At 32.2% G+C, this 21,195-nt stretch carries 21 protein-coding genes; 9 read left to right on the top strand and 12 right to left on the bottom strand.

Annotation, left to right across the window (positions count from 1 at the left end; all coding sequences use genetic code 11):
- The first annotated feature begins 19 nt into the window (after positions 1-19).
- Complete coding sequence (locus BK054_RS13135) at positions 20-1,348, top strand: hypothetical protein (RefSeq protein WP_071307356.1); 1,329 nt, start codon at positions 20-22, stop codon at positions 1,346-1,348.
- Between the two features lie 9 nt (positions 1,349-1,357).
- Complete coding sequence (locus BK054_RS13130; protein ID WP_006259017.1) at positions 1,358-1,771, top strand: EamA family transporter; 414 nt, start codon at positions 1,358-1,360, stop codon at positions 1,769-1,771.
- A gap of 22 nt (positions 1,772-1,793) precedes the next feature.
- Here BK054_RS13130 and BK054_RS13125 read toward each other — a convergent pair whose 3' ends face one another.
- The 4 genes from BK054_RS13125 to BK054_RS13110 all read right to left on the bottom strand — a co-directional run bounded on the left by BK054_RS13125 (position 1,794) and on the right by BK054_RS13110 (position 7,251).
- A complete protein-coding gene (locus tag BK054_RS13125) occupies positions 1,794-3,284 on the bottom strand; it encodes a hypothetical protein (protein WP_058699565.1) in 1,491 nt (496 codons plus the stop codon).
- Positions 3,285-3,455: 171 nt separating this feature from the next.
- Positions 3,456-5,723 carry a cation:proton antiporter gene (locus BK054_RS13120; protein WP_006265187.1) on the bottom strand — a complete coding sequence of 756 codons (2,268 nt, stop codon included), beginning with the start codon at positions 5,721-5,723 and terminating at the stop codon, positions 3,456-3,458.
- 111 nt (positions 5,724-5,834) lie between these two features.
- A complete protein-coding gene (locus tag BK054_RS13115) occupies positions 5,835-6,545 on the bottom strand; it encodes a LytR/AlgR family response regulator transcription factor (RefSeq protein ID WP_006259020.1) in 711 nt (236 codons plus the stop codon).
- Complete coding sequence (locus tag BK054_RS13110) at positions 6,511-7,251, bottom strand: sensor histidine kinase (protein ID WP_006261074.1); 741 nt, start codon at positions 7,249-7,251, stop codon at positions 6,511-6,513. The genes BK054_RS13115 and BK054_RS13110 overlap by 35 nt, the downstream gene beginning before the upstream one ends.
- Before the next feature lie 351 nt (positions 7,252-7,602).
- On the opposite strand from BK054_RS13110, the gene BK054_RS13105 reads away from it, so the two are divergent.
- Positions 7,603-8,106, top strand: a complete 504-nt coding sequence (locus BK054_RS13105; RefSeq protein ID WP_006261073.1) for a hypothetical protein — start codon at positions 7,603-7,605, stop codon at positions 8,104-8,106.
- A gap of 167 nt (positions 8,107-8,273) precedes the next feature.
- Positions 8,274-8,495, top strand: coding sequence for a hypothetical protein (locus BK054_RS18145; RefSeq protein WP_006259024.1), 222 nt, complete (start codon positions 8,274-8,276; stop codon positions 8,493-8,495).
- Positions 8,496-8,629: 134 nt separating this feature from the next.
- On the opposite strand, the gene dnaN is transcribed toward BK054_RS18145, so the two are convergent.
- From dnaN to BK054_RS13080, 5 genes are all read right to left on the bottom strand, one after another.
- Positions 8,630-9,748 (bottom strand): DNA polymerase III subunit beta, encoded by a 1,119-nt coding sequence (dnaN, locus tag BK054_RS13100; protein WP_006259025.1) that lies wholly within the window; start codon positions 9,746-9,748, stop codon positions 8,630-8,632.
- Positions 9,749-9,829: 81 nt separating this feature from the next.
- A complete protein-coding gene (gene gldG / locus BK054_RS13095) occupies positions 9,830-11,515 on the bottom strand; it encodes a gliding motility-associated ABC transporter substrate-binding protein GldG (RefSeq protein WP_006265186.1) in 1,686 nt (561 codons plus the stop codon).
- Complete coding sequence (locus BK054_RS13090) at positions 11,515-12,231, bottom strand: ABC transporter permease subunit (RefSeq protein ID WP_006261071.1); 717 nt, start codon at positions 12,229-12,231, stop codon at positions 11,515-11,517. The genes gldG and BK054_RS13090 overlap by 1 nt, the downstream gene beginning before the upstream one ends.
- 8 nt (positions 12,232-12,239) lie before the next feature.
- On the bottom strand, positions 12,240-12,536 hold the full coding sequence (locus tag BK054_RS13085; protein WP_006259028.1) for a putative quinol monooxygenase: 297 nt from the start codon (positions 12,534-12,536) through the stop codon (positions 12,240-12,242).
- 10 nt (positions 12,537-12,546) lie between these two features.
- Entirely contained in the window at positions 12,547-13,383 is an 837-nt protein-coding gene (locus BK054_RS13080) for an S-adenosyl-l-methionine hydroxide adenosyltransferase family protein (protein WP_006259029.1), read from the bottom strand.
- Between the two features lie 96 nt (positions 13,384-13,479).
- Here BK054_RS13080 and BK054_RS13075 point away from each other — a divergent pair, with 96 nt between their 5' ends.
- A complete protein-coding gene (locus tag BK054_RS13075; RefSeq protein ID WP_006259030.1) occupies positions 13,480-14,460 on the top strand; it encodes a PhoH family protein in 981 nt (326 codons plus the stop codon).
- Between the two features lie 45 nt (positions 14,461-14,505).
- On the opposite strand, the gene BK054_RS13070 is transcribed toward BK054_RS13075, so the two are convergent.
- The 3 genes from BK054_RS13070 to BK054_RS13060 form a co-directional block, all read right to left on the bottom strand.
- The gene (locus tag BK054_RS13070; protein WP_006259031.1) at positions 14,506-15,291 is read right to left on the bottom strand and encodes a hypothetical protein; all 786 of its coding nucleotides are present in this window, start codon (positions 15,289-15,291) and stop codon (positions 14,506-14,508) included.
- A gap of 269 nt (positions 15,292-15,560) precedes the next feature.
- A complete protein-coding gene (gene ybaK / locus BK054_RS13065; RefSeq protein WP_006261069.1) occupies positions 15,561-16,049 on the bottom strand; it encodes a Cys-tRNA(Pro) deacylase in 489 nt (162 codons plus the stop codon).
- Positions 16,050-16,089: 40 nt separating this feature from the next.
- Complete coding sequence (locus BK054_RS13060; protein WP_006259033.1) at positions 16,090-16,326, bottom strand: hypothetical protein; 237 nt, start codon at positions 16,324-16,326, stop codon at positions 16,090-16,092.
- 246 nt (positions 16,327-16,572) lie between these two features.
- On the opposite strand from BK054_RS13060, the gene BK054_RS13055 reads away from it, so the two are divergent.
- From BK054_RS13055 to BK054_RS13040, 4 genes are all read left to right on the top strand, one after another.
- On the top strand, positions 16,573-17,520 hold the full coding sequence (locus BK054_RS13055) for an isopenicillin N synthase family dioxygenase (protein ID WP_006261068.1): 948 nt from the start codon (positions 16,573-16,575) through the stop codon (positions 17,518-17,520).
- A gap of 231 nt (positions 17,521-17,751) precedes the next feature.
- Positions 17,752-18,099, top strand: coding sequence for a translation initiation factor (locus BK054_RS13050; protein WP_006259036.1), 348 nt, complete (start codon positions 17,752-17,754; stop codon positions 18,097-18,099).
- A gap of 16 nt (positions 18,100-18,115) precedes the next feature.
- The gene (locus BK054_RS13045) at positions 18,116-18,988 is read left to right on the top strand and encodes a nucleoside phosphorylase (RefSeq protein WP_006261067.1); all 873 of its coding nucleotides are present in this window, start codon (positions 18,116-18,118) and stop codon (positions 18,986-18,988) included.
- 667 nt (positions 18,989-19,655) lie between these two features.
- On the top strand, positions 19,656-21,161 hold the full coding sequence (locus tag BK054_RS13040) for a succinate CoA transferase (RefSeq protein WP_006263460.1): 1,506 nt from the start codon (positions 19,656-19,658) through the stop codon (positions 21,159-21,161).
- Positions 21,162-21,195: the final 34 nt, after the last annotated feature.

Raw genomic sequence — 21,195 nt, 5'->3', positions numbered from 1 at the left:
AAACTCTCTCTCCAAATCTATGATTAACTATTTAAAACTTTTTCTAAAAAGAAAAAACAACAAAGAAATAGACAATACGTCATTAGATTTTTTGACTTTACAAAATTGTGATAACGCTGTTTTTATACTTGATAATCACTTAATAAGCAAAAACAAAATATCTTATTACAATTGTAACCAGAATATCGATGACATACAGGTATTATATTTTACTTGCATCAACAATAAACCTTTGCTGTTTATAGCAGGAAAGCACAATAGTCATATCCCTACATCATCAGTAAACTTTCTTCCTACTTTTCTACATCTTGCAGAAAAACTAGGTTTTAACCCTGTTCTACTAACAATATTTGAGGAAACTTTTAGCTGTGACAGAAATATGTTTGTATGGGCAAGAAAGAACCCTAGTAACTGTAAAGTACTAGAACAAGGTAAATATGCTGATACAATACTACAAGGATATGAATTACAGAATCAAGCAAAAACCTTTGTGTCATGGGAAACTCCTTATGAAGATGTAATTGCTTTAGACGAAGTTTTAGTCACGCAACCTTCTAATGAAGATGATTTAATTAAATATATATTCAAGGTTCCTGTAAGAATAGGTAATCTTGTTTTAAATGATTTTAGCTTCTATGATTGTCATCGAAAAAATATTCCAGTAAGTAACTACTTTTCTTACTGTGAATACAAACAGGTTATTAATAAGCCTTATGCTTTCTTAAAAAATGCTTTATTAGAAAACAAGAGTCTAACTAATGCTTCTATTGATACAGAAGAAGATAAAACTGTAATATTTAGCACAAAAGTAAAAACAGAGCAACTAGAGTTTTATTTCTCTAATGCTTATCCTGTGGAGCTAGATGCCGCTAATAACAAAGTGTTTTTCTTAATTACTAATTTAAAAGAATACTTAAATACTGTAATTTATCCAGAGTATATCCTTAAACTATCTATAGTCAATTGTACAACACTATCAGGCGATATAACACTGGATATACAAACCTATAAAGAAACAGCACACATCTATAGAGTACCAACTTTTATACAAGAAATCTCTCAAAATAAACCCTTTATTTGGATAGATGATAATAATGATGAAATAGGCTTCTCTGATGATCGCTATGCTCATATAATACCTCTAGCAGAGGTCAAATATATGTGTATAGAAACCATAGAGCATAGTGATGGTTCTATAGATTCTAAACTTAGTATTCGCCCTAATGGAAGTAATATGGAAATTATAAACATCTTTACTTCTAAAAGTGTAGATTTGAGCAAATTTAAAGAACAAATAAAAAGAGATATCCCTGTACCTATACAGTGTCCTCTAGATGATTATTTATAATAAAGAATTATGTGGAAATACTATGCTTTACTATCTGCTGTATTTGCAGCTTTAACTGCAATATTGTCTAAAGTAGGGGTAAAAGGAATTAATGGCAATCTAGCGACAGCTATACGCACCAGTGTAGTCTTAGTATTAGCTTGGGGAATAGTGATTGCAAATAGCGATTTTAAAGGAATGAAAGAATTGAGCAAATCTAATCTTATCTTCTTAATCGCTTCAGGAATTGCAACTGGACTATCATGGATATTTTATTTCAAAGCTCTAGAGTCGGGTCCTGTATCTAAAGTAGCTCCGATAGATAAGCTGAGTATTGTATTTGTGATGATTATCTCTTTTATCTTCTTAAAAGAGCCTATGGATCTAAAAACTATTATTGGTGGATGTCTTATTGTAGGAGGTACACTAGTCTTAATCTTATAAAGACTTTCTTTGGGTTCTAAAATTAACTCAAAGAAAGTTCTTCTATAGCTTCAATACCTGTTCGTTTACACACAATTCTAAATCGCTTATAATCTACTATATTTTCATACTTTATTTGTGCTATGAAGTTAAGATAATAGATCTTATCTGCTAATATTCTTTCTGGCTCCCCTATTAAATCATTTTGATCTAAAGTATACACTGTCACATAAGGGTTATTCATTCTTTGGGTAAGTCGAGTTAGATTAAAATGAATGATGTCGTTAATTCCGTCAAAAGCATATGTACTTTCTTTAATCACTTTTTTATTATCTAAGTGTACTTTCTTTCTGTACAACATAATCTTCTCGTTGTGAATCTTATTCTCTATTTCTAATAAGGCTGAACGATCACGCAAATTAAGCACTTCTTCAGGCACTTTTTCTTCTGCTATAAAGTCTACAGATTCCTTTATCCATCCTATCTTCTGATCCTTTACACTAATATTCGTTTTATTATCAAAATACTTCCCTCCTAACTTTCCAATAAAGTAATAACGCATTAGCTCCTTAATTCTATCTTTCAACATATAACTAATAACTAATGCTACAAATAAAGGCATCGTAAAGTTGCCATATTTCTGTTGAAAAGAGAAAGCAATAATAGTAGCAAAAATCATAGATAAACCTGCTGCTAAACTATAATAAATCTGTTGTGCAATCACGCCATCTTCGTCTTTTCGTTTATTCGAAATTAGAGCTAAATCAGATTCTATATACTTATCTAACATCGTATGTCTATACACCACCTTCTGGTTATTCTCTCTATCCCCTTTCTTAATATCTAGATAGTTGTGTATTTTCATATACTCTTTTTCTCGTGTTATCAATCCGATTAGATGTTGACGCACTTTCTCTGACAAATTGTACTGTTCTCCCTCTAATAGCTCTAAAAAACCGAAAACTTGATGTACTATAGCATAAGATAAATATTCATCTGCAAAATCATAATAGTTTCTTGTCTCACTTCCTTCTTCTACTCCTACCAACAATTCTCTCAAACCTCTAAATTGAATAGAGATATTCTCTACTGCAGAAGCAAACTCAAGGCATCTTACTTCTAAATCATCAGTTTGATAGCATTTTTTAATCTCTGTCAAATGATTTCGGATGGCACTTCTAAAGATAGCCATAAACATCTTCAACTGAAACTCATACTCCATTAATAACTCAGATGAATCTTCTTCTGATTGCAACACATCATTTAAGGCTGAACGCAAATTATTCAATGGAACTGCTCCGTTATCAACAATCTCTTTTAGAAGGTAAATAGGGGTAATAAATCTAACTTTAGACTTAACATCTGAATAAAACTGATCTTTAGTATATGTAGATGCATTAATGTCTAGGCTATTAGGAATAAAAAACCAGGTATTAATATCAAACTCAGCTGTCTGACCTATCTTTTTTGTTTTAAAACCAACCTTTACCTCTATCGAGTAAGCATCATGAATACTTGTTTCTATGTCTATCATACCTTAAACCTGGAATATCTATGTGAAGATATTAAATAATTCTGAGGTTAATCACATATTTCAAAGCAAACAACAATACAATGCTATCCGATAATCTCTATATTCTAAACAAAAAACTGCTCCCTGGACAGAGAGCAGTACCACAAATTAATATAAAACACACAACAATTACTACAGTTGAATTAACAACATAGATGGTGCACTGTTTAGCCATGTTTTTCGTTCTTCCACTAATGTTTTCCAGCTTTCTAAACTAATCAACATTAGATTAAAATCTTTGACAAACTCATTATTAACTTCTTTTGCGTTTACAATGCGGATATGGTTAGGTTTAAATTGTTCAATCAATCTAATCTGTTCTTTAAACTCGGGATAACTTTCTAATTGCCCTGTTGCGTCTAACACCGTAATCTGTGCTTCACTATTGCGAATCCACTTCTGTGCATAACTTAACAACTTCAAATCTTGTTTAGAGAACACAGGTAAAAAGATTTGTTCTACCTTATCGAAGTCTTTATTGATAAAAATTCCCACAGGTACTTTAGATCTATTAAGTATTTGTTGAGTTCTAGCATTAAACCACGAGTTTTCAAAGAATTTTTCTTTTCCTGTTACCTTGTTTAATAGCACATCTGGATTGATAATACGAGTGGTAAAGCCTAAAATATTCCCTAATAAAGACCCTCTATAGATAGAATATCCTACCTCAATTAACAATAAATCACTGATTTGCTCATTAACTACATTGACCACATCACTTTCGATATCATTGGATACCTTATAATAGGTCTGTACCTCTTGATCTAAGGCTGTTGCCTCTTCTTGTACTGCTTCAAATATTTCATTCTCATACTCTGTAGAGGTAAAAGCATTTACTTCAATACTATCTACTAAGTGCATCGCTGTAATCCCTGTATCTGCATTATTTTTACCTACAAAGCTACTAGCCAGTCTCATCAGAGGAGCCAAGCTTGTTTTGTCTTCAAAGAAAAGAGATACTTGATATTTTCCTAAATTCGGAGTTACTGTTTTTACTTCATCATCTCCTAATGGGCCGAATATTTTTGCAATTAAATCTAATACTGGGCCTGTCATAAAGGTCGTTGCTAAGGCCATAATCACCATCATAGCAAACACTTCTCCTGTCAATACACCTAGATCAAAACCAATATTCAATACAATCAGTTCCATTAGCCCTCTAGTGTTCATCAGTGCTCCTATCGTTAAGCTATCTTTCCAAGATATACCAACTATCTTGGCCGTTAAAGCACTACCGACAAACTTTCCTATCGTTGCTACTAAGATAATTACTCCTGTCACCTTCCATAGATAAGGTTCATTTAAAAGACCTATTTCTGTACGTAACCCTGTATAAACAAAGAATAGAGGTAAGAATAAAACTACTGCTACATCTTCCACCTTCTCAATAAAGATATTTCTGATCTTCATATTATCAGGCATTACAGCTCCTGTCATAAAAGCTCCAAATAAAGCATGGATACCAATTACCTCTGTACAATAAGAAGAAATAATTAATGTCAATAAAAATATAGCTACTGTTCCTTTAGAGAACATATTACTCGTTGGCTGATACTTAGCAATACGCGCCAAGAATGGCTTGACTAATTTTAGCATCACGATTACATAAATAATAGCTAGAGCCATGATGTAAAGTGAACTAGCAAAACTTCCTGCTTGTACAATCGCAATTACAGCTGCTAATAGACACCAAGCCGTGATATCATCTGCCGCTGCACAGGTAATCACAATGGTTCCTAAACGTGTCTTTTGTAAACCTCTCTCCTGAACAATACGTGCCAATACAGGAAAGGCTGTAATACTCATGGAAATCCCTAAGAATAGCCCAAAAGATAAGAACTCGACTCCCTCAGGTGCAAAAGATGTAAATATATAATAAGCAAGTGTCATCCCTAAAGCAAAGGGAATGATAATACTAGCGTGGCTAATCAGAACAGCATCATGTGCTTTATTCTTCAACACTTTTAAATCTAGTTCCATTCCGATGACAAACATGAATAGGATTAATCCTATCTGACTTAAGAAGCTTAAGTTTCCTAATGAATGTACAGGAAATAACGCTTCTGAGAATTCTGGAAAATAAGCTCCTACAAAAGAAGGACCTAAGGCAATACCTGCAATGATTTCTCCAATTACAGAAGGCTGTCCTATCTTCTTACAAATCCATCCGAATACTCTAGCCACTAAAACAATAGTAACAATCTGAGCTAATAATAAAGCCAATGGGAAATTTAGGTTATCTTGTATAGTATCTAAGAAGTTTTCAAAAATACTTTTATCAGACACTACTTTAACGACATTCGATTCTAATTTAACTCCTTTAGAAACTACCCAATACATTAAGGCGGAACACCCTCCTATAATAAAGAAATATAAAAGAGAATTTTTAAACTTTGACATACTACTTACTTTTTAACGATACAAACATCTCTATAATAATATTTGTAAATAGCAAGAATGAATCCAAAGACCACCAAGTTGTAATGAAAGTATGTTTTTCTGTAATGAATTTTATATCTTTTCTAAGAAGTCAGTTTTATAAGTCATCCCAAGTGTTAATTCTAGGGGTTTCCCGTCTACTCCTTTAAGTGTAGTCGTTATCTCATCATGACTAAAAAAACGAACTATTCTCAGAGCAATTAATTCCCCTTTATTGATACGACAAAACTTAGAACTAGGCAAAGCTGAAACGAACTTATCTAAAGACATATTCTTAGCTATCACTACTTGGTTGTTTTCTAAATATACATCTTTATCTCTACTGTCCATTTCATTAGTTGTGATATAAAGAATATCAGAGAAGTATAGCAGTGCTTTTCCTTTGTTAGAATTAATAGTAATAAAAGTAGCTTCATCGACTGGTTTATACTGTCGCATTGCTTTTAGTACTGCTTTGTGAAGTCTTTCTTTTTTAATTGGTTTGGCAATATAGTCTATCGCTTCTATTTCAAAAGCCTCTAAAGCATATTCTTTATAAGCTGTCACAAAGATAACGCCTTTATTAGGGAGCAGTTGCGCTACACTTAGACCATCTAATCCAGGCATATTGATATCTAATATGACCACATCAAAGTCTTGATGTGGTGCTTCTTCTAAAAAGACTGCTGGATCGTTATATGCTTTTACGATTTCTATTTCCTCTATTTGCTCACATAGCATCTTTAAATACTTTAACCCTAAAAGTTCATCATCTAGTAGTATGCATTTTAGTTTTGAAATCATGTAAATTAATTTTTAAGTGCGTAGAGTAAATATGATCATCCTCGTTCTTTTCTAATTTATAAGCATTCCCATATATCAGTTCGAGTCGCTTATTCAAAGCTGTAAGGCCATAACCTCCTTTTTCTTTATGTAGGGTCTTCATACGGGATTTTTTATTAGAAACTAACAAATCGAAATGCCCATTTTTCAGTTTAAACAAAATAGAGATAAAAGCATCTGTACTTGCCAGGTCTGCATGCTTAAAAGCATTTTCAATCAATTCTACGCATATAAGAGGAGCGATTAACTCTTCTGTATAAAACACCTCCCCTTCACCTATATTAGATCGTATATCAAGCCTAAAAAGAGGATTAAGCTTAATCTTATTGATATCGATAAGTCGCAAAGCAAATTCGTGTTCTTCTTTTAGAGAGACCATTTTTCTCTGGCTATCATATAAAATATAATCTAACACACCTGCCATCTTATCTAATGCATAGTAGGTCTGATAAGCATGAGACTGAATAGAATTTAGAATATTCTTAAACAAGTGAGGATCTAATCTTGACTCAAGGTTTTCTAATTGTAAATAACGCATCTTAGAATCAAAGAGATATTTTTCCTTTTCTAATTCTAAACGCTTTTTATTATTCTGTACAATTAAGTACACTAAACATACAATAGCTACTATCAATAAAAAAATTACTATGACTAAAAAAGCTTTCATCTACCTTTATTTTAAAACAAAACTAAAGAAATAAATCGATTTCATAATATCATAATTTATAGATACAATTTAGCTATTTCAATACTAATACAGATAAATAAACATTTTTTTAATACTTAAGAAACACTAAAACAGCGTACTGACTAAAAGTTGCAATATATAATTATTACATAAAACTAAACTTTTATTTAAAAAACACAAAAAACACGCATATCAAACTATTATTAATCAATTTAAACGCATTATACTATTGAATTCTAAAAACAAACGAAATATATAAAAATAAACCATTATTTTAACAATAATAATTATCTTAGCATATATAATAAATCAAATAAAAACACCATAAATATGATAGTATTCAAATCTGATTTACAAAATCACTTGTCAAATCTAAATGCTAAAAAGGAAAGTAAAAACACCACCAATTACATACTTTCTTATTTGACACAAAACACCATTACGCCAATTGGTTTTTATGGCATGCTGGAGAATAACCAAATAGAAAATATCTTAAGCATTAAAAAGGCTTTAATCAATTTATTCATAGATATTAAACTAGAAATACTAGATGCTATAGGATACCTAACAGAAGACCATTTACAGGATCTAAACAAACTAAAAATCCTATTCCAAATCAACGAACAAGAGCTTCTAAGCTATAAAACGTATGAAATTCAAGACATTATAACACAACAGATTTCTACTCTAGAAAACAAATGTAAAAACAACGGATTAGATATCATGAAGAACCTAAATAGCCTAAAGAGATTATTAGGAATACCTACTCCAGAGCTAAATATGACTTTAGATACTAATCTATATACTAACTCAATGACGGAAGTAGTAATCTAGCAGTAATAGCCAAACTCACAAACAACAACAAAAACAACAAATACTTTTTACTATATTCAGATTATTTAATATACTATTCAAAGTATACAACATTATAATGTTTCTATTGAAACATTTACTTGATCTTGGTATAGTCTTAGCGGTCTTCTAGATAAACATCTATTATTATGAAACCGTCAATTTTTATCATTCAGATAATCACTCTATCTGTCTCCATCTACTTTAATAGTCTAGCAATAGATTACTTGATTCAATATATACATACAGATCTAGATCACATCTTTGGTATAGCACTTGGTATCACTGTAATTTCTTCTATTATTACATTACTGACATTCACTTACTTTATTTGGGGTATAGTACAGCATATCACTAAACGAATTACCTAGTGCATTTTCAAGCAATTTTAAACTTATCGTATTGATATTTATTCAAATACACTTATCAGATATCTTTGACTAATAGAAACAAAAAAACCTCCCTTCTAATTGAAAAGAGGCTTATATATTATATAGTTTATTTCTTAACTATTAAGCATTACAGGCATTACTAACATCGTAACTGTTTCACCATCTTCTAACCCATCTACAGGTGTTAAGATTCCAGCTCTATTAGGTAATGACATCTCTAATAAAATATCATCAGACTGTAAGTTATTTAACATCTCTAATAAGAATCTAGAGTTAAATCCGATTTGCATATCATCTCCTTGATAATCACAAGTAAGACGCTCATCTGCTTTATTAGAATAATCAATATCTTCAGCAGATATATTTAATTCTGTACCAGCAACTTTTAATCTTATCTGATGTGTTGTTTTATTAGCATAAATAGAAACACGTCTTACAGAACTCAAAAACTGTGTTCTATTGATTAAAAGCTTATTAGGATTCTCTTTAGGAATAACTGCCTCATAATTTGGATATTTTCCATCAATCAAACGACAAGTCAAAGTATAGTTCTCAAAAGAGAATTGTGCATTAGATTCATTAAACTCAATAACAACATCTGCTCCTAAAGCCATTAAAATACTCTTAAGAATATTAAGTGGTTTTTTAGGCATAATAAAACTAGCCTCGTTCGAAGAAACGATATCTGTACGAGAATACTTTACTAACTTATGTGCGTCTGTTGCCACAAAGATTAATCCTGAAGGAGAGAATTGGAAGAATACTCCTGACATCACAGGACGTAAGTCATCATTTCCAGCAGCAAATATAGTTTTGCTAATAGCTGTTGCTAGAACTCCTGCAGGAACTTCTGTTCTAGAAGGATCCTCTAATGATTCTGCTTTAGGAAACTCATCTCCTTGCGCATATGCTAAAACGTATTTACCTACGTCTGAACTAATTTCAATTGTATTGTTTTCCTTAACTGAAAAAGTCAATGGCTGCTCAGGAAATGTCTTTAATGTCTCCAACAATAACTTTGCAGGAACAGCTATACTTCCTTGACTTGTAGATTCAATTTCTAAAGTAGCAGACATTGTAGTTTCTAAATCTGAAGCAGATACCTTTAATACATTATTATCTAACTCAAATAAGAAGTTATCTAAGATATGTAAGGTATTACTACTGTTTATTACACTACCTAGAACTTGTAATTGCTTTAACAAGTAGGAACTCGATACTATAAACTTCATACTATAATTGTTTTATATGTAAAAATACTTTTACAGTTACAAATATATCCGATTATTACCAATAATAAAAGGATTATTGCGTTACTTTTTATTGAATTTGCGTTTTCTTATAAGAATAAATATAGTTCCGAAAACTACAACTAGCGCTATAGGTATCACTAATACTTTCATTTGGATAGAAGTATATTCACGTTCTACACTAACTTTATCTAGCATCGGAATCTTAACCTCTTTGGTTCTCAAATTAATAAGTCCCGTATCGTCTAAAAGATAATTTACAGAATTTACTAATAACTCCTTATTTCCATAAAGCATATTAGTCCATTTATCATAACCTAACTCTAAAGGCATTCCTTTATCGTCTAGCTGATTTCTAATAATATCTCCATCAGAAATTACAATCATTTGTGTTTGTTTACTTTCTGAAAGTGGTTTATCTATTGTAAAAGGCAATACTCTATTCTTAAAAACAGAAGGAAATTCCCCCTCTAATAGAACGCCTAAAATATAACTTCCTTTACCTTCATAAAACTCAGGAGTAACTTCTTCCTTTAAAACATTAAAACTAATTTCACCTGGAACTCCTACTAAACTAGAGTACTTTGAGGATTTAGCTAAAATAGTCTTTTTAACTCCATTTTTTAGAGTGTCGATAGGAGAAGCAAAATCATACTTCACTCCTTCTATATTCTTTACAATAGGATGGTCTATATCTGGATAAACAAATGGTGCAAACTTCCACAAGAAGTCTGTATACACAGTTTCACTCCCTTGTCTACCTGATGCTAATTTTATTTTTGTACTGATTTCATCCTTTACAAGCACAGGATTGATGCGTATACCATATCTAAAAAGCAATTCTCCTAAGCTTTGGTCTTTATTATACGCTAACATAGTCCCATTCGAGCGCAAGCTATCAAAATCTGCTTGAACTTGATCTAACAACCACATCGTTTTACCTCCATTCATTACAAACTGATCCAACACTCCTACCTGCTCTTCAGAAAAAGCTTTTGTTGGTTTTGCAATAATCGCTAAGTCAAATTCTTTTAACTGATCTAAGGTTTTTTGAGGCTCATTAGACACACTTTCTAATGTAAATGGTGCTAAGTGATAAGTCTCACGTAAAGTCATCAGAAAATCTGCTATATAAGCATCATCTAACTCTCCATTTCCTTTAAGAATAGCTATTTTTTTACTTTTCTCTATTGTTACTTTACTGATAGCCTCAGCTAATGCATATTCTAAATGCTGTACAGACGAAATCACTTTTTCTTCTGTATTCGCCCCCATCATATTCTTCAGTAATTGTACTCTAGCAACCTTCTCTCCTTGACTTACTAATGCCCAAGGAAAAACTAGCTGTTGACTTTGAGCCCCTTTATCCGTTACTGTAATGGTTACAGGTTTTAATCCATACTCGTATAATTGTTCTAAAGTTTCTGCCTTATTAGCTCCTTCTTCATTTGGGTCTATAAATCTAAACTTAATATTTTCATTTCTAGATTGTATTTCCTCTAGTAATTGCTTTGTCTCGTTCTGTAACCTTCTAAACTCTAATGGGAAGCTCCCTTTTAAAAACACATCTACGATTAACAGATCCTGAACATTATCTACTATCCCAACTGTGCTTTTAGACAAAGTATATCTCTGATCTTGCGTAAAGTCAATACGTGTATAAGTTAGAGCACTGATAACGTTAATAATAACCAAAACAACTAATAATCGAACCAGTAGTTTTACATCTCTTTTTTGAAACTTTTTCATTATTTGCGCAGTGTTTTAATTTTAAAGACAGTTACCCCTAGACATAAAACAGTCATAGATCCGAAATAAATCAAATCTCTAGTGTCTAACACTCCTTTCGAAATACTTCTAAAGTGATATAGAATCCCTATTTTTTCAAACCACTCTCCAAATAGCCCTGCTAACATATCGATTCCCAATGAAAAAAACAGGCACAAAACAACACCTACTATAAAGGCTACGATCTGGCTCTCTGTCAATGAAGAAGCTAATACCCCCATCGAAACATAACAGCTCACTAAAAATAACAATCCTATAAATGAACCTATTATACTGCTATAATCAATTACCTGTCCTTCTAATACAATATTATTCAGCACAAAAACGTAAACTACAGTAGGCACAATAGCCATAAATATCAATGTGAATACTCCTAGATATTTTCCTAGTACAATCTGCCAAACAGATAAAGGCTTAGTCAACAGCAACTCTATCGTTCCATTTTTAATCTCTTCTGAAAAGCTCTTCATACTAACAGCGGGAATCAAAAATATCAACACCCAAGGCGCTAAATAAAAGAATGGAGATAAATCAGCAAAACCACTTTGCAACACATTATATTCTCCATCTATAAACCATAGCAGAGCTCCATTTATCACTAAAAATAGGACGATAACAAGATAACCTGTCAATGAGCTAAAGAAAGCTCTAATTTCTCTAAGACTAATTGCCTTCATAAAAACATCTATTTAAGAGTAACGACTTTATCCACACTCCACGCCTCTGCTTTCTCTTTGAATAAAGTCTTTGTGTAAGGCCATATCTCCCCGAAAAGTTCTGATTTTTTATATGCTTCTAGATTACTTTCATCTTCCCAATAACTATAAGTAAAGAAAATATTAGATTGATCCTTATCACGATATACTTCTAAGAATTGACAACCAGGATAATGTCTTACCTTATCCTTAATCGTATCAAAATGCTCTAAAAAATCATGTACCTTATTTTCAAGCAAGGTTAGCTTTACAATTCTTATAAACATACTTTTTATTTTAATATTGTGTTTCAGAATCAAATTCAATGACAATAGTATCATTTAACTGAAGATTCATTAATTTTCGCGGAGTTCCTCCTGGTGTGTCAGGTTTAGAATAGAACAATGCAATAGTCAACAAATCTATATCATTAAATATAGCAACTAGTTCGCCTGCCCTTTCTTTTAAGGTAGCTCTATCATTAAGCTTGAAGTCTGCAAAATAGTCATTTATTCGATTGATTCTATAATTCTTAACTCTGATAGCGAATTCTCTCCCCTCTGAGACTACTTCGTAGTCACTTCTATGGATATTAGTCACAAGGTTACCATAAGAATCCTCATAGATCACCTTACCTGTTATTTTATTTCTATTTAAAACGACATTTGTAGCCAGTCTACTAGGACTATAGATAGATTCTAACATCACTCCTATTTCTTCTAATTGACGACCTTCATTTAGTTGATATGCACAATAGACAAATATATCATTTGATTTCATCATACCATCATGATTAATCTCTATTGCTTTATCGAAATCCTCATCTCCTAAAATAATACTAACTATTCCATTATCTGCTGTAATAAAATAATGCCCATCAAATTCTACACAAATTGCCTTTGTATAGTCGGTCACAGAAGCATCAACTGCTATAATGTGAATAGTACCTTTCGGAAATTGGCTATATGCTGCCCCGATAACGAATCCAGCGTCTTCGGTATTATATTTACTTATTTCGTGTGAGATATCAACTAAATTACAGCCAATGATATTCGAATAGATCTTCCCTTTCAAAGCTCCTACATAGTGGTCCCGATATCCAAAATCTGTTGTTAGTGTAATTATTCTCTGCATTATTATTTTTCAATATATTTTTAAGAAAAATGATTTTTTTATAGTAGATTTGAATATACAAAATTAGATTATTTTTTTTAATTAACTCTACAGGTATTGAACGAAAGGATAATAGAATTAACAGATTTTAGCCCTAAAGATTTTTGGGGCCCACAAGACACTCATTTAGATATACTTAAAAAATTATATCCAAAAGTTAAAATTGTGACAAGAGGATCAGTCCTAAAGATTTATGGAGATCCAGAAATTTTAGATGAATTTGAGAAGAGTTTTGACCGACTAGTCAAATATTTTATCAGATATAATCGCATCGATGAAAACATTATCGAAAGATTAGTCCTTGATAGTGCACCTCCTTCTCTTCCTACAGACGACATTCTCGTACATGGAGTATCTGGAAAACTTATCAAAGCAATCACCCCTAATCAACAAAAACTAGTCAAGTTCGTTGAAAAGAACGATATGGTTTTTGCAATAGGACCTGCTGGTACTGGTAAAACTTATACAGGGGTAGCACTAGCTGTAAGAGCTTTAAAGAACAAGGAGGTAAAGAGAATCATACTTACTAGACCTGCTGTTGAAGCTGGAGAGAACCTTGGCTTCCTTCCTGGAGATATGAAGGAGAAGCTAGATCCTTATATGCAACCATTATATGATGCACTTAGAGATATGCTCCCTCCACAGACATTAGATGACTATATCCTTAAAGGGGTTATACAGATAGCGCCATTAGCTTTTATGCGTGGACGTACATTAGATAATGCCTTTGTTATCCTAGATGAAGCTCAGAATACGACCCATTCTCAAATGAAGATGTTTCTGACACGTATGGGTAAAAATGCTAAATTCATCATCACAGGAGACCCTGGTCAGATAGACTTACCTCGTAAAGTATCTTCTGGATTAAAAGAAGCTCTTTATATCCTAAGAGACGTAGATGGAATAGGAATGCTATATTTAGATGATAAAGATATCGTACGACACAGATTAGTAAAGAAAATCGTAGATGCTTATAAGACTATTGAAGAAAGACCTGATAAGATGTCTATAGAAGAACTAAAAAAAATGGAAGGTTAACTAGTTAACCTTCCATTTTTTATTATTTATTTCAATACAATTATTCTACATATTGTATGTATCTCTTAAGAACATAAGCTTTTGCTTTCCTTCTTCATACAGATACAAGTAATCATCTTTAAGCTCAAAGCGATCACAACTATCTAATACTGCTAGTAGCTCCTTCTCTTTCTGATACATCTCAGTCACATATTCTGGAGAAAGTACTACTTTAAAGAAGATGGAATCCCCTTCACATCTAACATCTCCATAAATCATGTGATTCCCTCCACTTCCAGAGAAACTACGTGTATTAATATCAATACAAATCATAGGAATCTGATTAATACCTAATTCTTCTACTCTCTTATCTTCATAAGACTGAAAAATCCAGTTACCAGATAATTTATCTGTATATAAATAGTGTCCAAAACAAGCAAAATCAATTACATCATCTTCCACACCATCGTGTTTCTTAATTAAACGCACTGCAACAGAGTGATCAAATCTACCATCTGCAAAGTCCTTCGCAGTCTCATCTTCATAAATCACGATCTCTATCTCCTCATGCTTCGTATAAGACTTATATATTCTAGATTCTCCATCCACTAATGGTTCTACAAATGGAAAAATTATCTTCTGATTAGGTTTTGTACTTGAATAAACAATTCCTTTTTTCCCAATTGATACAACCTGTGGTAAATCTTGAGCTACTGCTTTAAAAAAAGTACCATCTAAATCATTCTTGCTCAATAGGTCAATTTGTTTATTACTAGCTTCTTTAAAGCTTTTTTCTTTAGATTGATCTACCCCACAAGAAGGAAACAACGAAACAGTTAACGCCAATATCATATTTTCAATTTTACAGTATGCAAAGATAAATCCTACTATCTTCTAAAAAGAATTATTCACTCTCTTTTAGTATTAATTTAACTCTGAATGACTACATTCTTTAAACTTTCATCTTATTTGTCCTTGCAAAGATACAACAACAATAATTAAACTGCATTTCCTTTTGACACCTATTGTCATAATTATAACAAAACATTAATAAATACATGCATATTAAATCATTTGTTTTGTACTAATCACGCAATTTATACACACATTTCATTTTAGGATTACTCTTTTTTAACAATATCACCGAACTTACCATTCACAATATTCGCTAAATCCCCAGGACTAATACCAATGCTCAGTCCTTTACGTCCACCACTTACATAGATAGTCTCTAAATCTTTTACTTCTATATCTATAAATGTAGGATATAACTTCTTCATCCCTATAGGAGAACATCCTCCTCTAATATATCCTGTTATTCCTAACAAATCCTTTACAGCTAACATTTCTATCTTTTTTTCTCCACAGATATTAGCTGCCTTTTTTAAATCTAACTCACTATTAATAGAAACCACAAAAACATATATCGCATTCCCCTTACCATGAGCCACCAAAGTCTTTAACGACTCTAGTTCAGATATTCCTAACTTTTCACAGACAGATTTACCATCTATTAGTTCGTCAGAAATATCATACTCATACATCTCATAACTTGTCTTCTTACTATCTAATATACGTAAAGCATTAGTCTTTGCTACCTTTTTACTCATTCTACTATCTTAATTTTATCAGGAGCAAAATTACTATTTTTTACAATAAAGTCGTCTTATACCCTGTTTGTCTTAGACAAAACATAAAATCGTCTTGATTATTACATACGCAATATATATTCATATTCGACCCTACTACTTTCTTAAAAATTGGCTTAAAGCTCTTTGGTAATGTATTATAAAACTCATCAGCGTTAGACACCTTGTATTTAGGATCAATGTCCACCGCTACTAATACAACAAATTCATTCGATTTTAATTCAATAGGTAATTTCATAGTTTTTTTATTTTAATGGTTATTACGGCAATTTATAAAAAAATTCATTAATTTTTTACATTCATTAAAAAAATCACAATCCTATAAACATACTATTCTTTCGAAATTCTCAACACACACAATCACATATCTTGAATAATTCAGACCTAAAAAAAATATAAATTGTAGTTATCAACACTATTTTGTGGAAAAATAATATACATTTGTGTCAAATAACTCAAGTAAGCATATATAACAACTTAGAAAATGCAAAACATTCCTAGTGTTGACTTACGTGATTTCCTATCGGATGACCCGGTACGTAAACAAAAGTTTGTAAATGAAATCGGCCAAGCCTACGAAGAAATTGGATTCGTAGCATTAAAAGGACACTTTTTAGATGATCAATTAGTTGATAATCTATATAAAGAAGTTCGTAATTTCTTTAATCTTCCATTAGAGACTAAAAATTCTTATGAAGTACCAGGTATTGGTGGTCAGAGAGGATATGTTTCTTTTGGTAAAGAGCATGCTAAAGGAAGAACAGAAGGTGATCTAAAAGAGTTCTGGCATTTTGGACAGTACGTTGAAAATGATCCTGCTTTAGAAGCATCTTATCCTGCTAACGTAGAAGTAAAAGAATTACCTCAATTTAACGCTGTTGGAAAAGAAACTTACCAAATGTTAGAAAAAACAGGTGTATACGTATTGCGTGCGCTTGCTTTATTCTTAGGTTTAGACGAGTTCTACTTTGACAAATTCGTTAAAAACGGAAACAGTATCTTACGTCCTATCCACTACCCTCCTATCCAGAACGAACCTAAAAATGCTGTGAGAGCAGCTGCACATGGTGACATTAACTTAATCACTCTGTTAATGGGAGCTCAAGGTAAAGGACTACAAGTACAAAACCACGACGGACAGTGGATCGATGCTATCGCAGCTGATGATGAATTAGTAATCAATGTTGGTGACATGTTATCTCGTCACTCTAACAATAGATTAAAATCAACTATCCACCAAGTAGTTAACCCTCCTCGTGAACTATGGGGAACTTCTAGATACTCTATTCCATTCTTCATGCACCCAGTGAGCACAATGCCACTAAACTGTTTAGAGAATTGTATCGATGAGAATAATCCTAAATTATATGAAGATATTACTTCAGGAGAGTTCTTACACCAAAGACTAGTTGAATTAGGCTTGATTAAATAATCTATCCTAATAAAAACATATTCTTAAAAGAGGGAGCCCATTACTCCCTCTTTTTTATTTCATGCGATATACTTCGTAAAAGGTCATTTTTTTTACCCTATTTATATTGATTGATTTTAACATATTTCGTATCTTTACTTATATACATAGCATTCTAATCATTCTCTTGTAGAAAGACTAGAATACGCTTTTAGATTAATCATTTTTATAAGCACCATATTACATAACTAAATGAGTAAAAAGTTAAATAGCTTAGATGCCTTAGGAGGCTTTGTTTTTTCTACTAATAAAGATTTTGAATTCGAACAAGAAGAATCCACAGAAACTCTTGCCCCTAATCTTCAAAGATTAGAAGCACATATAGACAAAAAGAATAGAGGTGGTAAAGTAGCTACCCTTATTAAAGGTTTTGAAGGAAATGAAGACGACCTTAAAGATTTAGCTAAAAAACTAAAAACACTATGTGGTGTTGGCGGAAGTACAAAAGATGGCGAAATAATTATACAAGGTAATTTTCGCGATAAAATAATGGATTATTTAATAAAAGAGGGCTACAAAGTAAAACGTGTAGGCGGCTAATTAAAAATTTAATATTATGAAGATTAAATCATCTGAATTAATTCTAAACCCTGATGGTAGTGTATACCATCTAAACTTAAGACCTGAACATGTTGCTAAAGACATCATATTCGTAGGTGACCAAAACCGTGTAGACAGAATCACTAAGCACTTCGATGCTATTGAATTTTCAACACAAAAAAGAGAGTTTAAAACAACTACAGGTACGTATAAAGGAAAACGTCTAACTGTAATCTCTACAGGTATCGGACCTGATAATATCGATATCGCTGTTAATGAAATCGATGCTCTATTTAATATTGATTTAGAAACTAGAGAAATTAAAAAAGATCTTACTTCTGTAAATATTGTAAGAATAGGGACATCAGGTTCTTTACAAGCAGATATCCCTGTGAATAGCTTTGTACTATCTCAGTATGGATTAGGACTTGATAATTTAATGCGTTCTTACCTTATTGACGGAGTTACAGATGTTGCTTTAGAAGACGCTTTTATTGAACATACAAATTGGGATCTTAAAAAAGGACGCCCATACTTCATTAAAAACAGTGCAGAGTTAGAAGCTAAATTAGAAAGCGACTTAACATTCAAAGGAATTACAGGTACAGCAGGTGGATTCTACGGTCCACAAGGACGTGTACTTCGTCTACAAATCCAAGATCCAGAACTAAACCATAAAATCGACAACTTTAAATTCGGTGAATACCGTATTACAAACTTCGAAATGGAAACGTCTGCAATCTATGGTTTATGTAGCTTATTAGGTCACCATGCAGTATCTCTTAATACAATTATTGCAAATAGAGCTAACGGAACATTCTCAGAAGATCCTTATGCAGCTGTTGACAAACTAATTGTATATACATTAGACAAACTTAGCGCAATATAATAAGATTACTTTTTCTAAAAAGCTACCTTATAGAGGTAGCTTTTTTTATATCTACTCCTCACTGCTCACTACCTCTTATATTACTAAAGAAGCACACTAAAAGTGATTATATTACAGTTGATTTAACTTTAAGTACAATACACCAGTGTTATGACACCGTTATTTTACCCAAAATAACGGACTCACTACGGACTCATTCAAAACAAAATACATCTCGACCTGCAATCGCTGTGCAACTATTCCTCTCTTCGTTATATTGAATATTTATTGTCCTATCCCTTCCTCTAGAAAAACAAATCTCGATAGTTCAAAAAAAACTCTTCTAAAGAACTTCTCCTAATTCAAAATACAAGATCAATAAATCACAAAAACTAAAGAAGTATTACTACTAAAAAACCCTCTTTCATTGTCTTTCTCAAGATTAATTCAATAAACTAAGTTACAAAAAGCCTTATTACCAAGTTTAGTACTTATAAAATAATAGCAAAAAATTAACAAAAAAGCCCTCACATAACAGTATCATTTTTATATCTTAAATTTTTAAACATTATCGTATTTTTTTAATAAATAAATTATATTAATCAATATAATTAATATATACGTTTATTTTATTTGACTCTTTCAAATAAATGCACTTAATTTAAGGTGCTTAAAATTTTTATTTGAAATGACGAAAGAAGACTCGAAACTAGAGAGGATAAAATACGCACCGTATAGAGAGCGTATTGTATCAGCAGAAGATGCTGCTCTCTTAATACATGACCAGGCAGTAGTAGGAGCTAGTGGCTTCACTAAAGCTGGAGATAGTAAATCTGTATTACCTGCATTTGCACTACGTGCAGCACAAGAAAATGTTGCAATTACCTTAATAACTGGTGCCTCATTAGGACAAACTACTGACGCTGACTTAGCAACTAACAATGCCTTAATCCGAAGAATGCCTTTCCAAGCAGATTCAGTATTAAGAAAGTCTATAAACAGTGGGCAAGTAAAATATATCGATCAACACTTAAGTGAAACAATCGAACAACTTCAAGAGAAACATATTCCTCAAGTAGATATCGCTATCATTGAGGCTACTTATATTAACGAAGAAGGATTTATCATTCCTACCACATCTATTGGTAACTCTGCTTACTTCGCTAGTGTAGCTAGAAAAATAATCATTGAAGTAAATACAGCTATTCCTTTAGAAATAGAAGGAGTACACGATAATAGTGTACCTATCAAACAACCACGTAGAGAAATCATCCCTATTCATACAGTAAAAGATAGAATAGGAGAAAACTTTATTCGTCTAAATCCAGATGACGTGATTGCAGTTGTTTACTCTAGTATAGAAGACACTCCTGCTCAATTACCAGAACCAGACGTTAAAACTTCTGCTATCTCTGGTCACTTACTTAAATTCTTCGAAGAAGAAGTTAGAAAAGGCAAATTAACTCACTCTCTTTTACCATTACAAGCAGGAATCGGAAAAGTAGCTAACGCTGTATTAACTGGTTTTATTGATGGCCCATTCCACGACTTAACGATGTATTCTGAAGTATTACAAGACAGTACTTTTGATTTAATTGACTCTGGAAAAATGACTTTTGCATCAGGATCTTCTATTACTGTTACTGAAGAGTGCTATGGAAAAATCATTAACAACTTCGGACAATATAAAGATAAACTAGTACTACGCCCGCAGAACATTAGTAATGCTCCTGAGGTTATTCGTAGATTAGGTATTATCGCTATCAATACTGCTATCGAATTTGACATCTACGGAAACGTTAACTCTACTCATATCGGAGGTAGTAAAATGATGAATGGTATCGGTGGATCTGGAGACTTCGCTAGAAATGCTTATTTAAGTATTTTCGTTACACAGGCAGCATCTAAAGAAAACAATATTTCTCACGTACTTCCTATGGTATCTCACGTAGACCATACTGAGCATGATGTAGACATCCTAGTTACAGACCAAGGTCTAGCAGACTTAAGAGGTCTATCCCCTAGAGAGCGTGCAGAAGTCATCATAGAGAACTGTGTACATCCAGAATATAAAGCAGAATTAAGAGATTACTTTGAAAGAGCGAAAGAAAGAGGAGGACACACTCCACATGTATTAGAAGAAGCTTTCAAATTCCACATTCGCTTCCAAGAAAAAGGTTCAATGAAACCTTAATAATAAATAAAAACTCTACTCTCTTTTTAGTAGA

This window comes from Myroides sp. ZB35 (assembly GCF_001865835.1).
In the GTDB taxonomy this organism is placed as follows: domain Bacteria; phylum Bacteroidota; class Bacteroidia; order Flavobacteriales; family Flavobacteriaceae; genus Flavobacterium; species Flavobacterium odoratimimum.
The sequence above is the reverse complement of the archived record's forward strand: the minus strand, read 5'-3'. Positions and strand labels throughout refer to the sequence as shown.